Annotated in this window: 13 protein-coding genes and 1 tRNA gene; 13 read left to right on the plus strand and 1 reads right to left on the minus strand. The window is 45.3% G+C overall.

Going from position 1 to position 15,337, the window contains the following annotated elements:
• Positions 1-44: 44 nt before the first annotated feature.
• Positions 45-647: an ATP-dependent Clp endopeptidase proteolytic subunit ClpP gene (gene clpP, locus EV146_RS06360; protein ID WP_121611079.1), complete on the minus strand. Its 603-nt coding sequence runs from the start codon at positions 645-647 to the stop codon at positions 45-47.
• 400 nt (positions 648-1,047) lie between these two features.
• Between clpP and EV146_RS06365 the strand changes: the two genes are divergently transcribed.
• The 13 genes from EV146_RS06365 to smpB all read left to right on the plus strand — a co-directional run bounded on the left by EV146_RS06365 (position 1,048) and on the right by smpB (position 15,253).
• Positions 1,048-1,119: transfer RNA gene (locus EV146_RS06365), tRNA-Arg, on the plus strand.
• Positions 1,120-1,467: 348 nt separating this feature from the next.
• The gene (gene rpoN, locus EV146_RS06370; RefSeq protein WP_132003762.1) at positions 1,468-2,865 is read left to right on the plus strand and encodes an RNA polymerase factor sigma-54; all 1,398 of its coding nucleotides are present in this window, start codon (positions 1,468-1,470) and stop codon (positions 2,863-2,865) included.
• Positions 2,866-2,908: 43 nt separating this feature from the next.
• Positions 2,909-3,169: a glutaredoxin family protein gene (locus tag EV146_RS06375; RefSeq protein WP_241993831.1), complete on the plus strand. Its 261-nt coding sequence runs from the start codon at positions 2,909-2,911 to the stop codon at positions 3,167-3,169.
• 123 nt (positions 3,170-3,292) lie between these two features.
• Positions 3,293-4,318 carry a sugar-binding transcriptional regulator gene (locus EV146_RS06380; protein WP_132003499.1) on the plus strand — a complete coding sequence of 342 codons (1,026 nt, stop codon included), beginning with the start codon at positions 3,293-3,295 and terminating at the stop codon, positions 4,316-4,318.
• An 85-nt stretch (positions 4,319-4,403) separates the two neighbouring features.
• A complete protein-coding gene (gene gap / locus EV146_RS06385; protein WP_121611082.1) occupies positions 4,404-5,411 on the plus strand; it encodes a type I glyceraldehyde-3-phosphate dehydrogenase in 1,008 nt (335 codons plus the stop codon).
• Between the two features lie 189 nt (positions 5,412-5,600).
• A complete protein-coding gene (locus EV146_RS06390) occupies positions 5,601-6,785 on the plus strand; it encodes a phosphoglycerate kinase (RefSeq protein ID WP_132003502.1) in 1,185 nt (394 codons plus the stop codon).
• 135 nt (positions 6,786-6,920) lie between these two features.
• A complete protein-coding gene (gene tpiA / locus EV146_RS06395; RefSeq protein ID WP_132003505.1) occupies positions 6,921-7,682 on the plus strand; it encodes a triose-phosphate isomerase in 762 nt (253 codons plus the stop codon).
• A complete protein-coding gene (gene gpmI / locus EV146_RS06400; RefSeq protein WP_132003508.1) occupies positions 7,675-9,213 on the plus strand; it encodes a 2,3-bisphosphoglycerate-independent phosphoglycerate mutase in 1,539 nt (512 codons plus the stop codon). Before tpiA ends, gpmI begins: the two co-directional genes overlap by 8 nt.
• 12 nt (positions 9,214-9,225) lie before the next feature.
• Positions 9,226-10,524 (plus strand): phosphopyruvate hydratase, encoded by a 1,299-nt coding sequence (eno, locus tag EV146_RS06405; RefSeq protein ID WP_121611086.1) that lies wholly within the window; start codon positions 9,226-9,228, stop codon positions 10,522-10,524.
• Between the two features lie 130 nt (positions 10,525-10,654).
• Positions 10,655-10,888, plus strand: coding sequence for a preprotein translocase subunit SecG (gene secG / locus EV146_RS06410; protein ID WP_121611087.1), 234 nt, complete (start codon positions 10,655-10,657; stop codon positions 10,886-10,888).
• 486 nt (positions 10,889-11,374) lie between these two features.
• Positions 11,375-12,121, plus strand: coding sequence for an alpha/beta hydrolase (locus EV146_RS06415; RefSeq protein ID WP_132003511.1), 747 nt, complete (start codon positions 11,375-11,377; stop codon positions 12,119-12,121).
• 233 nt (positions 12,122-12,354) lie between these two features.
• A complete protein-coding gene (gene rnr / locus EV146_RS06420) occupies positions 12,355-14,673 on the plus strand; it encodes a ribonuclease R (protein WP_373566055.1) in 2,319 nt (772 codons plus the stop codon).
• Between the two features lie 112 nt (positions 14,674-14,785).
• Positions 14,786-15,253: an SsrA-binding protein SmpB gene (smpB, locus tag EV146_RS06425; RefSeq protein WP_121611090.1), complete on the plus strand. Its 468-nt coding sequence runs from the start codon at positions 14,786-14,788 to the stop codon at positions 15,251-15,253.
• Positions 15,254-15,337: the final 84 nt, after the last annotated feature.

A 15,337-nucleotide genomic window follows, 5' to 3' on the forward strand; every position in this document is an offset into this window, starting at 1 on the left:
ATAAAAAAACTCGCCCCTTTTCAAAAAAAGAGCGAGTTTTTTTATTATTTCTTGCTTGGTTCATTTGGATTGCGGTTCACAATATGGTCGACAAGACCGTATTCCTTTGCACGATCTGCAGTCATGAAGTTATCACGTTCTGTGTCGCGCTCAATGATATCAAGCGGCTGTCCTGTACGCTCAGCAAGAATATTATTCAGCTTATCGCGCAAGAACAAAATACGTTTAGCGGCAATTTCAATTTCGGTTGCCTGTCCTTGTGCACCGCCAAGTGGCTGGTGAATCATGACTTCTGCATTTGGAAGGGCATAACGCTTGCCTTTTGTCCCAGCTGCAAGAAGGAATGCACCCATGGATGCAGCCATTCCGATACAGATGGTCTGAACATCAGGCTTGATGAATTGCATGGTATCGTAAATCGCCATGCCTGCAGTGATGCTTCCGCCCGGGCTGTTAATGTAGATGGAAATATCTTTTTCAGGATTTTCTGCTTCAAGGAATAGAAGCTGGGCAACAATCGAGTTGGCGACATTATCATCAATTCCGCTGCCAAGCATGATAATGCGGTCTTTTAAAAGGCGGGAGTAAATATCATAGGCGCGTTCCCCGCGGTTGGTTTGTTCAATAACTGTAGGAATCAAGTTCATATAATGTTTCCTCCTTTTTACATAAGTATTCTGGAAGGAGGTGTCCGTAAGATTACGGCCCCTTTACCAGCTAAAGACTATGTAATTTTATGATACACTGATGGTCAATAAAGGTCAAACAAATCACTCAGCGAAATTGAATGAAGTGTTCGACAATTTTATTGGTTCGGCATCTCCAGCGGACCGAAGCCTCAACTTTTAAATCTGTCCTTGCAAAAGCAAATCCGTATGTATTATAGCAGGAAGGCTTATAAAAAAAGGCACTCTGGCAAGCCTACTTTCCATCTTACCCATTCATTCTAAATTTAAACAAATTTACGCTTGCAATCTGTGGGAACATGCCCTATAATTAATATTCGTACCGCACATCTGCTTTTGCAGAATAATAATCAGTAAATAGGCCCTCGTGGTGCAACGGATAGCACGTAAGATTCCGGTTCTTGAGATGTGGGTTCGATTCCTGCCGAGGGCGCTGCCAAGAAACTCCTGATCAATTAGATCGGGAGTTTTTTTATTTCTATCGAAAAGAAAAGAAGTTATACGGGACGAAAAAGCGGCCAAGCGTGAAGAATGGAGCTTGTTCGGAGAGCGGTGAGACTTTTCAAGAGATTTGCTGGGGCAGCCGGGCTTTATCATGGTGAAAAAACGTTCATTAGAGTGAAAAAACAGTTATATCGGAAAAGCCCCGACCTTATACTGTAGTAATAAAGTTTTTTGGAACATTTCAGATATTTTTAGGTTCAGTTGTGACCATCCAATTTTTAAGTCATTTCGCAACGCCAGCTTATCGTGTAAAATCGAATAGGGGGAGGGAATCGTGATGGAGTTTAATGCCGGGTTATTCCAAAAGCAGACGCTTAAGCTCGCAATGACACAGGAGCTTACCCAGGCAATAGCCTTACTGCAGTACTCTGCTCATGAGCTTGCTGCTTTTCTAGAAGAGAAAGCGATTGAAAATCCGCTGATCCAGGTAGACTTTAAAAATATCCGCTCGATCGACCCTTGCGTGGGGATCAGGAACAAAGCTAGTACGGTGAGGGAGCGGGACCAGAAAAACTGGATCGAGCAAATAGGCGAGACATCGGATACCTTGCATGACCACCTGCTGTTCCAGCTTAATACGCTAAAAATTACCGCCAATCAGCGAAGGGTTATCGTTTTATTAATTAAACATATTGATGAAAACGGTTACTTAGGTGCCGGCATTGAGGAAACTGCTCAAAAACTTGGTCTTGGTTTAGATGAGGTGGAAAACAGCCTGAACATTCTTCAGGGAATGGAGCCAGCGGGTGTCGGTGCCCGCAGCCTGCAGGAGTGCCTTCTCCTCCAGCTCGAAAGGCGTGAATACCACCAGCATCGGCAAAGAAGTTCGGAGCGAAGGAACGGGTCAATTATAAGGGAATACCCTCAGGGCATAATGGACCTGGCAGCTTCGATTCTTACGGAACATTTTATTTTATTTGCCGAAAAACGGTGGAAGTCACTGGCAAAGCTTATGAAAACGGATATAAAAGAGATCCAGAAAGCATTTGATTTTGTTCAGTGTCTCGATCCAAGGCCGGGAGCTGCGTTCCAGAAGGACAGGGCGCTATATGTCGTACCGGATGTAGTGGTAAGACGGGAGCACGGGACCTTGACTGTCGGACTGTTTGACGATACAATGCCGAGGATTACTTTTAATGAAGGTTATTACAGCCGGCTGGCATCCTACCAGGATTCTGAGGTAGCCCGTTTTCTTCAGGAAAAACAGAGTGATTATCAATGGATCATCAAAAGCCTTGAACAGCGGCGGGAAACTTTAATGAGGGTCGCCTTGAAAATCGTGGAGAAGCAGCCGCACTTTTTTGAGCAAGGACCTTCTTTGCAGCACCCCATGACGATGAAGGAAATTGCTGAAGAGCTTGGGATCCATGAATCAACAGTTAGCCGGGCGGTTCGGGAGAAGTATATACAAACTCCTGTTGGTACATACGAACTAAAATCATTCTTTACGAGCTCCCTGTCAACTACTGAACAAGATCAGACTTCATCCAGCCATGTGAAGGTCGCCATTGGGCAGTTAATCAAAATGGAAGATAAGAAGAAGCCAATGTCCGATCAGAATATTGTTCAGGTCCTCGCCGCTAAGTCCGGAATCGTAATCTCCAGGAGGACAGTGGCTAAATACAGGGAACAGCTGGGAATCCCTTCATCATCTAAACGAAAACGATTTGATTGAGTTATTGCATGTGCTCAGCAAGGAATTAAAAGGGTGATAACAATTGAAAAAGACTGTTACATTATATATGAGGCAGCGCTGCCACCTTTGTGAGGAGGCAAAAGAGCTTCTTGAAGAGCTTCAGAGGAACTGGCAGTTTGATTTATTGGAAGTGGATATAGACAAGGATGATGACCTGACAGAACGGTACGGCATCACCATTCCGGTGGTTGTCCTGGATGGAGAAGAAATCCAGGCGGGGATTATTAACATAAATTTCATTATTGAAGCGTTTTCAGTGAAAAACGTCGACTTTATTGGTTGAATTAGGTTATCACTCCTGTTAGAATAAAAATTGTATCAGGGGTGATTTTTTTTGGAACAAGTGGGACATAATATGTCACGCCGGGACATAAAATGACCATTTTGACTGAAGGGGAATATCATCATGGATGATTTGCTTGATATTCAAAAAAGAATATTGCCCGATCTCGTTGAGGTTATGCAGAAGCGATATCAGATTTTACAATACATAAATGCTATGCAGCCGGTAGGACGCAGGAACCTCAGCATGAGCCTTGGACTGACGGAACGCGTTTTGCGAAGCGAGGTCGAATTTTTAAAAAGCCAGAATCTGATTCAAATGTCTGCTCAAGGAATGAGCATGACCAAAGAAGGAAAAGATATACTGGAAAGACTTGAGAGAGTAATGCGTGATTTAACGGGTATAAGCACATTAGAATCCCGGTTAAAGTCCGAAATGGGCATTGCCCGGGTGGTAGTGGTCCCAGGGGACAGCGATGTGTCGCCATGGGTAAAAAATGAGCTCGGGAACGCCTGTGCCACAAGCATGAAACATCGCCTGAGCAGTGACAATATCATTGCAGTGACCGGCGGGACGACAATGGCAGCTGTTGCTGAAACACTTACCCCTGAATTTGGCGAGAAAAACCTGCTGTTTGTTCCGGCGAGAGGCGGCTTGGGTGAGGATGTCAACAATCAGGCAAATACGGTCTGTGCGATCATGGCGGACAAAACCAATTCCAGGCATCGCGTATTCTATGTACCCGATCAAGTCAGCAGCGAGATTTATGAATCATTTATAAAAGAGCCCCTCATCTATGAAGTGCTTGGTCTTATTAAATCGGCAAGCATGGTTTTACATGGAATTGGAGATGCTATTACAATGGCGGAACGCCGAAGCACCTCTCCGGAGGATATGGAAAAAATCATCCGCAGGAATGCAGTTGGCGAAGCTTTTGGCTACTATTTCAATGAAGCTGGAGAGATTGTCCATAAGGTACTTACGATAGGGCTTCAGCTCGATGATCTTACCGAGGTTGACACAATCATTGCAGTAGCCGGGGGAGCATCCAAGGCAAAGGCAATCCGGGCATATATGAAACAGGCCCCGCGCTCGACCATCCTGATCACGGATGAAGGAGCAGCAAAAAATTTGGTACAAGGGTTTTAAAGCCTTCCCCAGTCAGAACTAACGCTGGTTCTAGGTTACCCTTTATATAAAAACCACAGTTTCAGGATTAAAAGGAGGAAAAATCATGGCAGTAAAAGTTGGTATTAACGGATTTGGACGAATTGGACGCGTAGTTTTCCGCGCAGCACTAAACAACCCTAACGTTGAAGTAGTGGCAGTAAACGACCTTACAGATGCACAAATGCTTGCTCATCTTTTAAAATATGATTCTGTTCACGGAACTCTTAATGAGGAAGTAACAGTTGACGGCGAATACCTTGTTGTTGCTGGACAACGTGTAAAAGTTATCGCTGAAAGAGATCCTGCACAGCTTGGCTGGGGAGACCTTGGTGTAGAAGTAGTTGTTGAATCTACTGGACGTTTCACAAAGCGTGCAGACGCTGCGAAACACCTTGAAGCAGGTGCGAAGAAAGTTATCATCTCTGCTCCAGCTAACGACGAAGACATCACAATCGTTATGGGTGTAAACAATGACAAGTACGATGCAGCTAACCACCATGTTATCTCTAATGCATCTTGTACTACTAACTGCCTGGCTCCATTTGCAAAAGTTCTTAACGACAAATTTGGAATCCGCCGCGGTATGATGACAACTGTTCACTCTTATACAAATGACCAGCAAATTCTTGACTTGCCGCACAAAGACTACCGTCGTGCACGTGCAGCTGCAGAAAACATCATCCCGACAACTACAGGTGCTGCAAAAGCAGTTTCTCTTGTATTGCCTGAACTTAAAGGCAAGCTGAACGGTGGAGCAATGCGTGTTCCAACTCCAAACGTTTCCCTTGTTGACCTTGTAGCTGAGCTTGACAAAGAAGTAACTGTTGAAGAAATCAACAACGCTCTTAAAGAAGCTGCTGAAGGCGACCTTAAAGGAATCCTTGGCTACAGCGAAGAGCCGCTTGTATCTGGCGACTACAATGGCAACACAAACTCTTCTACTATCGATGCTCTTTCCACTATGGTTATGGAAGGCAACATGGTAAAAGTAATTTCTTGGTATGATAACGAAACTGGATACTCAAACCGTGTAGTTGACCTTGTTGATTACATCGCTCAAAAAGGCCTTTAATTTCAAAAAATGAATGTTCTCCATTACAATGGAGGATGTACAGGCAAGCATACAATTCCATGCTATTAAAAAAGGGGAGTGGGGACCAGTCCCCTCTCCCTTTGCCTGTTATATGGAATTGTTTCCGGCTGGCATGTACAAAAGGCGCTTCCGCGTTCGATAGGACCGTAAAATAAGGAGGTTTTTGTCTTGAACAAACAATCTGTCAAAGATGTCGATGTAAAAGGGAAACGAGTGTTTTGCCGCGTTGATTTCAACGTGCCAATGAAGGACGGTCAGGTTACGGATGAAACGAGAATCCGTGCTGCATTGCCGACCATCCAGTATTTAACTGAACAAGGCGCCAAGGTTATCCTTGCAAGCCACCTTGGACGTCCAAAAGGCCAGGCTGTAGAAGAACTCCGTCTGACTCCGGTAGCCAAGAGACTTTCCGAGCTGCTCGGAAAAGATGTCAAGAAAACGGACGAAGCGTATGGCGAAGCTGTAAAAGCCGAAATCGAAACCATGAATGAGGGAGATGTCCTCCTTCTTGAGAATGTTCGCTTCTATGCAGGCGAAGAAAAGAATGATCCGGAGCTTGCTAAATCATTTGCTGAACTGGCTGATCTTTATGTCAATGACGCATTTGGTGCTGCTCATCGCGCTCACGCGTCAACAGAAGGAATCGCGCATCATCTGCCAGCGGTTTCGGGCTTGCTGATGGAAAAGGAGCTTGATGTATTAGGGAAAGCTCTTTCCGATCCAGAGCGCCCATTCACCGCGATCATTGGCGGAGCAAAAGTTAAGGATAAAATCGGTGTAATAGAGAATCTTCTTGAGAAGGTTGACAACTTGATCATCGGCGGAGGCCTGGCTTATACATTTGTTAAGTCACAAGGCCACGAAATCGGGAAATCCCTTCTAGAAGAGGATAAGATTGACCTTGCTAAATCCTATATCGAAAAAGCCAAGGAAAAAGGCGTTAATTTCTATATGCCTGTTGATGTTGTAGTTGCCGATGATTTCGGTGAGCAAGCAAATACAAAGGTAGTAGCAATTGAAGAAATTCCTGCAGACTGGGAAGCATTGGATATCGGACCAAAGACTCGCGAAATCTACAAAGATGTCATCCAAAATTCCAAGCTTGTAATCTGGAACGGACCTATGGGTGTATTCGAGCTTGATAAATTCGCTCAGGGAACAAAAGCGGTTGCCCAGGCGCTTGCAGATGCTTCGGATACATATTCCGTCATCGGCGGCGGCGACTCTGCTGCAGCGGTTGAAAAATTCGACCTTGCTGACAAGATGAGCCATATTTCAACTGGAGGCGGTGCTTCCCTTGAATTTATGGAAGGAAAAGCTCTTCCTGGCGTAGTTGCTCTGAACGATAAATAATCAGTATTCGGATGAAGGTTCCGAACCGCTCAAAGGGGTTCGAATCTTTCGCAGAGATGTTCCGAACACCCGGGAAGGGTTTTGAACCATTCGAAAGCAGAATAAAAATCATTGACCATGGAAAGGAAGTTAGCCATGAGAAAGCCTATTATTGCCGGCAACTGGAAAATGCATAAAACATTGCCAGAAGCCAAAAAATTTCTAGAAGATGTCAACGGACTTGTTCCTTCAGCTGATAAAGTTGAGTCAGTAGTCTGTGCACCTGCCTTATTTTTAGGACAGCTTGTTGAAGCAGCTGGAAATTCCGCTGTTAAAATTGGCGCTCAAAACATGCATTTTGAAGAGAGTGGTGCTTTTACAGGTGAAATCAGCCCGAAAGCATTACAGGACATCGGAGTAACCTATGTCATCATCGGACATTCAGAACGCCGCGAAATGTTCAATGAAACTGATGAGTCTGTCAACAAGAAGACACTTGCTGCATTCAACTACAACCTTGTACCAATCGTCTGCTGCGGGGAAACACTTGAACAGCGCGAAAATGGCGAGACGAATGAACTTGTAGGCTCCCAAGTGAAAAAAGCCCTTGCAGGCCTGACTGCTGAACAAGCAAAACAGACGGTCATTGCTTATGAGCCTATCTGGGCAATCGGTACAGGCAAATCTTCAACTGCTGAAGATGCAAATGAAGTTTGTGCCTATATCCGCCAGGTTGTTGGCGAAGAGTTTTCACAGGAAGTGGCAGAAGCTGTCCGCATTCAGTACGGCGGCAGTGTAAAGCCAGGAAACATCAAGGAATACATGGCTCAGCCTGACATCGATGGTGCGCTTGTTGGCGGAGCGAGCCTAGAGACTGATTCCTTCTTGCAATTATTGGAGGCAGGTAGTAATGAGTAAGCAGTCACCAACCGCTTTAATTATTCTTGATGGCTTTGCGCTAAGGGGCGAACGGATGGGAAATGCCGTAGCCCAGGCAAACAAGCCAAATTTTGACCGCTTCTGGAACAAATACCCGCATGCTCAATTAACAGCAAGCGGTGAAGCGGTAGGCCTTCCTGAAGGCCAGATGGGAAACTCCGAGGTAGGCCACTTGAATATTGGCGCTGGCCGTATTGTCTACCAGAGCTTGACACGCGTGAATATTTCCATTCGCGAAGGTGAATTTGAAAAGAATGAAACCTTCCTGAATGCAATTAATCATGCCAAGTCAAAAGGAACAAGCCTTCATTTGTTTGGCCTTTTGTCTGACGGCGGTGTACACAGTCATATCAATCATATGTTTGCTTTATTGAAGCTTGCAGCAAGTGAAGGGCTGGAAAAAGTATATATCCATGCTTTCCTGGACGGACGCGATGTTGCTCCTAAATCGGCTCCGGGATATATTAAGCAGACACTTGAGAAAATGCAGGAAATCGGAGTCGGTGAATTTGCAACAATTTCTGGGCGATACTATTCAATGGACCGCGACAAGCGCTGGGAACGTGTGGAGAAATCCTACCGTTCCATGGTGTACGGGGAAGGCCCAACCTACTCCAATCCAATGGAGCTTATCGAGGACAACTATAACAACGGGATCTTTGATGAGTTCGTCATTCCGTCTGTGCTGACAAGGCCTGATGGATCCCCTGTTGCTACAGTTCAGGATGACGATGCCGTTATTTTCTATAACTTCCGTCCTGACCGGGCCATCCAGATTTCGAACACGTTTACGAACAAGGATTTCCGCTCATTCGACCGCGGGCCTAAGCACCCTGAGAACCTGCATTTCGTCTGCCTGACTCACTTCAGTGAAACGGTCGACGGCTATGTAGCCTTCAAGCCAATGAACCTTGATAATACAATCGGTGAAGTAATATCACAAAATGGCATGACGCAGCTTCGCATTGCCGAGACGGAGAAGTATCCGCACGTGACCTTCTTTATGAGCGGCGGGCGCGAAGATGAGTTTCCTGGTGAAAAGAGAATTCTGATCAATTCACCGAAGGTAGCTACTTATGACCTTCAGCCTGAAATGAGTGCCTACGAAGTAACGGATGCACTTTTAAAAGAAATTGAAGCAGACAATTTCGATGCCATCCTTCTCAACTTTGCAAATCCTGATATGGTAGGGCATTCCGGAATGCTTGAACCAACAATCAAAGCGATTGAAACAGTCGATGAATGTCTTGGCAAAATTGTTGACCTCATAGTTTCCAAAGGCGGAACAGCGATCATTACTGCCGACCATGGCAATGCTGATGAAGTTGTGACACTTGAAGGAAACCCAATGACAGCACATACAACAAACCCGGTTCCGGTCATTGTTACAAAGGAAGGCGTTGAACTTCGTGAAGACGGAATTCTTGGCGACCTTGCACCAACAATGCTTGAACTGTTAAACCTTGAACAGCCAGCTGAAATGACTGGTAAATCCATTATTAAAAAATAAGGAGAGATTCTGATGCCATTTATTACTGATGTATATGCACGTGAAGTACTTGATTCCCGCGGAAATCCTACTGTTGAGGTTGAAGTTTATACTGAATCTGGTGCGTTTGGACGCGCTTTAGTTCCAAGTGGAGCTTCTACTGGTGAATACGAAGCAGTTGAACTTCGTGACGGCGACAAGAGCCGCTACCTAGGAAAAGGTGTTCTAAAAGCAGTTGAAAACGTAAATGAAATCATTGCTCCAGCTTTAGTGGGCGAAGAATTCAATGTTCTTGATCAAGTAGCTATCGACCAGGCGTTGATCGAACTTGATGGCACTGAAAACAAAGGGAAATTGGGTGCGAATGCGATCCTTGGAGTATCTATGGCTTGCGCTCGTGCAGCTGCTGATTACCTTGATCTTCCGCTTTACCAATACCTTGGCGGATTCAACTCCAAACAGCTTCCAGTTCCAATGATGAATATCGTTAACGGCGGCGAGCATGCCGACAACAACGTTGATATTCAAGAATTCATGGTTATGCCTGTAGGTGCCGAGAATTTCCGTGAAGCACTTCGCATGGGTGCAGAAATCTTCCATAGCCTGAAGTCTGTATTAAAAGAAAAAGGCTTGAACACAGCAGTTGGTGACGAAGGCGGCTTCGCTCCAAACCTAGGTTCAAACGAAGAGGCTCTTCAAACAATCGTAACTGCGATTGAAAAAGCAGGCTACAAACCAGGCGAGCAAGTTATGCTGGCAATGGATGCTGCATCTTCCGAGTTCTACAACAAAGAAGACGGCAAATACCATCTTGCAGGAGAAGGCGTTGTTAAAACTTCTGCTGAAATGGTTGACTGGTACGAAGAAATGTCTTCAAAATATCCAATCATCTCAATCGAAGATGGTCTTGATGAGAACGACTGGGAAGGCCATAAGCTTTTGACTGAACGCCTTGGCGGAAAAGTACAGCTTGTTGGTGATGACCTGTTCGTTACAAACACTAAGAAATTGGCTCAAGGAATCGAGCAGGGTGTTGGCAACTCCATCCTGATCAAAGTGAACCAAATCGGTACACTAACTGAAACTTTTGATGCAATTGAAATGGCGAAGCGTGCAGGCTACACAGCTGTTATCTCCCACCGCTCTGGTGAAACAGAAGATTCAACAATCGCTGACATCGCTGTTGCAACAAACGCTGGCCAGATCAAAACTGGTGCTCCATCCCGTACTGACCGTGTGGCTAAATACAACCAGCTTCTTCGCATTGAAGACCAGCTTGCTGAAACTGCCCAGTACAATGGAATCAAATCTTTCTACAACCTTAAAAAGTAATCTGTTTAATGAAACGCCGGCAAGCTTGCTGGCGTTTTTTTCTTTTCCAGCTTAAGACAAGTATTGTTTCAAGGCTGAAAATATGATAAATTTAAAATACTGTTACATGCAGCTTTCGGGGGGTGTCTCTTTGCACACGTTTTTAGTCGTTTTATTGATCATCGATTGTATTAGTCTAATAGCTGTTGTCCTGCTTCAATCCAGTAAAAGTGCCGGACTTTCTGGTGCGATTTCCGGTGGTGCCGAAACATTGTTCGGAAAGCAGAAGGCAAGAGGAATTGATCTGGTGCTTCACCGGATCACGATTGTATTGTCCGTCTTATTTTTTATCCTGACAATTGCAGTTACGTATTTTAAACTGTAAAAATAAAATGAGCCACGAACAAAACCCAGCTTCAGAAGCTGGGTTTTTTTACATACTTTGATCGATTAAAAGACGTAGTGGTTATTATAGCCCCTATTGGACGCTTAAGGCTGCTCCGGCGGGGGAAACGGGTCATGGGCAAAGGCAGGTTAAATCCTGGAACGCGAACGACATAAGCAGTCATCAATACAAACCAGTATGGCAGAGATCCTTATGGTGACCCTATTTCGCGTAGAACATTTTTCTTATGAGAAGCAGACTGGGCGTAAAACCAACCCAGTCGCAATCTGCGAAAAACCACGCCTACTTTGTACTGGATGGAAAAAATTCATGCAATACTGATCTGTTTCCATACGCTTGTAACAGCATATATTGCGAGAACTTGAATAAAAAGCGTTTCTCTGGAATGTTAGAGGAAGGTTTGTTAAAACTAAGAAAGGAAAAATGAATCAAACCATTGAGCAGTAAGCAGAGGGAGTTAAATATATGAGAAAATTAGTTCCAAAGCCATTTACATTTAAAGGAGGAAAACGGGCTGTTTTGATGCTGCATGGCTTTACCGGAAATTCTGCCGATGTCCGGATGATGGGCCGCTTCCTTCAGGACAGAGGTTATACGTGCCATGCTCCAATTTACAAAGGACATGGTGTCCCGCCGGAAGAGCTGGTTCACACAGGCCCAGAGGACTGGTGGAAGGATGTTACCAATGCGTATGAATTCCTGCGTAGTGAAGGGTATGAAGAAATAGCTGCAGTCGGACTATCAATTGGCGGAGTATTTTCGCTGAAGCTCGGTTATACTGTACCAGTTAAGGGTATCGTACCCATGTGTGCACCTATGTACATAAAAAGTGAAGAAGTCATGTATCAGGGAGTGCTTGAATATGCCCGGGAATACAAAAGGCTGGAAGGAAAAGCAGAGGAAGAAATCGAATCAGAAATGATAGAGTTTCAGAAAACTCCGATGAACACCCTGAGAGCGATCCAGGAGCTGATAGCTGATGTCCGTAAGAATGTGGACATGATTTATGCGCCTACCTTTGTTGTGCAGGCCCGCCACGACCATATGATTAATACGGACAGCGCCAACATCATTTATAACGAAGTGGAGTCCCCCGAGAAAGAAATCAAATGGTATGAAGAATCCGGACATGTCATTACTTTTGATAAGGAACGGGATCAGCTGCATGAAGATGTTTATGCGTTTCTTGAGAAGCTAAATTGGAAAGAATAAAAAGGAAAAGCTAATCGCTTTGTTTAATTGTCGGCTAGTTTCGCTACTTCTTGTGGCAATGCCGACCCCAATACCTCTGTATGAGTCCGGAAGACGAAAGCAAATCATGGTTTAAATCCGTATACCGGAGTGATGGCTTATGACCCCGACCGGTGGGCGATCGAGCTAGACAATGTGAAATCAAGTATTATTTAAAAGGAGGGATTATTTTGGAGGATAATATACAGAACCATATGGATCGGCTTCTTCACTATATGAAGGATGAAGCCTATAAGCCTCTCACGGTCCAGGAGCTGGAGCAGGCTTTTGGAATTGAGGACTCCGCGGCATTCAAGGACTTTGTCAAAGCTCTTGTCGTAATGGAAGAGCGGGGGCTTGTGGTAAGAACACGCAGCAATCGCTATGGGCTTCCCGAAAAAATGAACCTGGTTCGCGGCAAGCTGACAGGCCATGCCAAAGGATTTGCCTTTGTGATTCCTGAGGAGCCTGGAATGGATGACATTTTTATTCCGCCAAATGAGACGAATAATGCGATGCATGGGGATATCGTCCTTGCCCGTGTATCCACTGCCACCTCGGGACAACGCCGGGAAGGAACCATTGTCCGGATTGTGGAACGGGGGACCCAGCAGATTGTGGGTACCTTTACGGAAAGCAAGCACTTTGGATTTGTGATACCGGACGACAAAAAATTTGCCAGTGATATATTTATCCCTAAGGAAGCTACCAGGGGTGCGGTCGAAGGGCATAAAGTGGTTGTTAAGCTGACAAGCTATCCCGAAGGCCGGAAAGCAGCCGAGGGGGAGGTCATTCAGATCCTCGGTCATAAAAACGATCCTGGAGTCGATATTTTATCGGTCATCCATAAGCACGGCCTTCCAATGGAATTTCCACCGGAGGTCCTGCAACAAGCAAATGAGACTCCCGATGAAATTGATGAAAGCGAAATGGCCAACCGCCGTGATTTAAGAGATGAAGTCATTGTCACGATTGACGGAGCAGATGCGAAAGACCTGGACGATGCCGTCACCGTTACCATGCTTGAAAATGGGAACTATAAACTGGGCGTCCATATTGCTGATGTAAGCTATTATGTAAAAGAAGGTTCGCCAATCGATCGTGAAGCTGAAGAACGGGCTACTTCTGTTTATCTGGTGGACCGTGTCATACCGATGATTCCCCACCGTTTGTCCAATGGGATTTGTTCTTTGAATCCAAAGGTCAACCGCCTTACGTTAAGCTGTACAATGGAAATCTCTCCTGATGGCGAAGTCGTAGACCATGAGATTTTCCAGAGTGTGATCAAAACCACCGAACGGATGACTTATCATGATGTCAATCTGATTCTCGTAGATAAAGATGAGGATGTTCGCAAAAGATACGAACCACTTGTCCCGATGTTTGAACTGATGGAAGAACTTGCAGCAGTCCTTCGTAAAAAGAGGATGGACCGCGGGGCCATTGATTTTGATTTTAAAGAATCAAAAGTCCTTGTCGATGAAAATGGCCATCCGTCAGATGTTGTTCTTCGCGAGCGCTCTGTTGCGGAACGGCTGATCGAGGAATTCATGCTGGCTGCGAATGAAACCGTTGCTGAGCACTTCCATTGGCTGGACGTACCGTTCATTTACCGGATCCATGAAGATCCAAAAGAAGACAAGCTGAGAAGGTTCTTTGAGTTCATTACCAATTTTGGCTATATCGTAAAAGGAACAGCCAATTCAGTCCATCCAAGGGCCCTCCAGGAAATTATCGAAGAGGTGCAGGGCAAGCCTGAGGAAATGGTCGTATCAACGGTCATGCTCCGTTCGATGCAGAAGGCAAAGTATTTTGAAGAGAGTCTTGGACACTATGGGCTTTCAACAGAATTTTATACTCATTTCACATCGCCTATCCGCCGCTATCCGGATACAATCGTTCACAGGCTGATTCGGACGTACTTGATTGAAGGAAAGCTGGATGATGCCACACGAGAAAAATGGAATGCGCAGCTTCCGGAAATCGCCAAGCACTCTTCTGATATGGAGCGCCGTGCAGTAGAGGCAGAACGTGAAACGGATGAATTGAAGAAAGCAGAGTATATGGAAGATAAAATTGGCGTGGAGTATGATGGCATCATTTCCTCTGTCACCAATTTCGGGATGTTCGTCGAGCTGCCAAACACGATTGAAGGGTTAGTTCATGTCAGCTACATGACAGACGACTATTACCGCTTCGATGAGCGTCATTTTGCAATGATCGGGGAACGCACTGGAAATGTCTTCCGAATCGGGGATGAAATTACTGTACGGGTTGTCAAAGTCAATAAGGATGAACGCTCCATTGATTTTGAGATCGTTGGCATGAAAGGAACCCGCCGTGAACGAAGCGAAGTTCCAAAGGTATTTAAAACCGGGAGCAGTGAACGGAAGCCCCGCAGAGGGAAGGCCGAGGAAGGCAACCGCCGGGGAAGTGGCGAAGGTGGAAAGGATGCCGGCTCCAGAAAGAAGCGACGAAACAAAAAGTTTTTCGAAAACGCACCAAAGGCCAAGCGAAAGCCTAAAAAGCGCTGACGCATTAACCTGATACATCGCTAAACCGTGCCTGACCCCCTTTGCTATGCTAAAGGGGGTCAGGCACCAGCGAATGTGGTAAAATTGGGAGAGAGATAAAGGGGGAAACATTATGCCTAAAGGGATTGGCAAGACGGTCGCACAGAATAAAAAGGCCTATCATGATTATTTTATCGAAGAGACATTTGAAACCGGGATTGTTCTCCAGGGAACGGAAATCAAATCCATCAGGGCGGGAAAAGTCAATCTTAAAGATTCGTATGCGCGTGTTCAGAATGGGGAAGTTTTTCTCTACAGCATGCATGTCAGCCCCTATGAACAGGGGAACCGCTACAACCATGATCCGCTCCGTCCGAGAAAGCTGCTGCTTCATCGCCGTGAAATCAACAAGCTGATCGGGGAGACAAAAGAAACAGGCTACGCCCTTGTACCGTTGAAGGTTTATCTGAAAAATGGCTATGCAAAGGTTTTGCTTGGACTTGCAAAGGGTAAAAAGAAATACGATAAGCGGGAAGACCTGAAGAAGAAAGAGGCAAGCCGCGAAATCGAGCGGGCATTCCGCGAACGCCAGAAGATGTAGCCACTGCCAAAACTGGATAATAGTTTCCAGTTGAAAACTTTGATCAATATGCTATAATAAGTCTTGTCACCACGATTGGTGGCA

This window comes from Mesobacillus foraminis (genome assembly GCF_004340465.1).
Taxonomy (GTDB): domain Bacteria; phylum Bacillota; class Bacilli; order Bacillales; family Cytobacillaceae; genus Mesobacillus_B; species Mesobacillus_B foraminis.

Excerpts from the sequence above, each read along its gene's own strand:
- gpmI (WP_132003508.1), top strand. The coding sequence starts at position 7,675 with ATGAGTAAGCAGTCACCAACCGCTTTAATTATTCTTGATGGCTTTGCG.
- rnr (WP_373566055.1), top strand. The coding sequence starts at position 12,355 with ATGGATCGGCTTCTTCACTATATGAAGGATGAAGCCTATAAGCCTCTC.
- EV146_RS06380 (WP_132003499.1), top strand. The coding sequence starts at position 3,293 with ATGGATGATTTGCTTGATATTCAAAAAAGAATATTGCCCGATCTCGTT.
- EV146_RS06415 (WP_132003511.1), top strand. The coding sequence starts at position 11,375 with ATGAGAAAATTAGTTCCAAAGCCATTTACATTTAAAGGAGGAAAACGG.
- tpiA (WP_132003505.1), top strand. The coding sequence starts at position 6,921 with ATGAGAAAGCCTATTATTGCCGGCAACTGGAAAATGCATAAAACATTG.
- eno (WP_121611086.1), top strand. The coding sequence starts at position 9,226 with ATGCCATTTATTACTGATGTATATGCACGTGAAGTACTTGATTCCCGC.
- rpoN (WP_132003762.1), top strand. The coding sequence starts at position 1,468 with ATGGAGTTTAATGCCGGGTTATTCCAAAAGCAGACGCTTAAGCTCGCA.
- clpP (WP_121611079.1), bottom strand. The coding sequence starts at position 647 with ATGAACTTGATTCCTACAGTTATTGAACAAACCAACCGCGGGGAACGC.
- gap (WP_121611082.1), top strand. The coding sequence starts at position 4,404 with ATGGCAGTAAAAGTTGGTATTAACGGATTTGGACGAATTGGACGCGTA.
- smpB (WP_121611090.1), top strand. The coding sequence starts at position 14,786 with ATGCCTAAAGGGATTGGCAAGACGGTCGCACAGAATAAAAAGGCCTAT.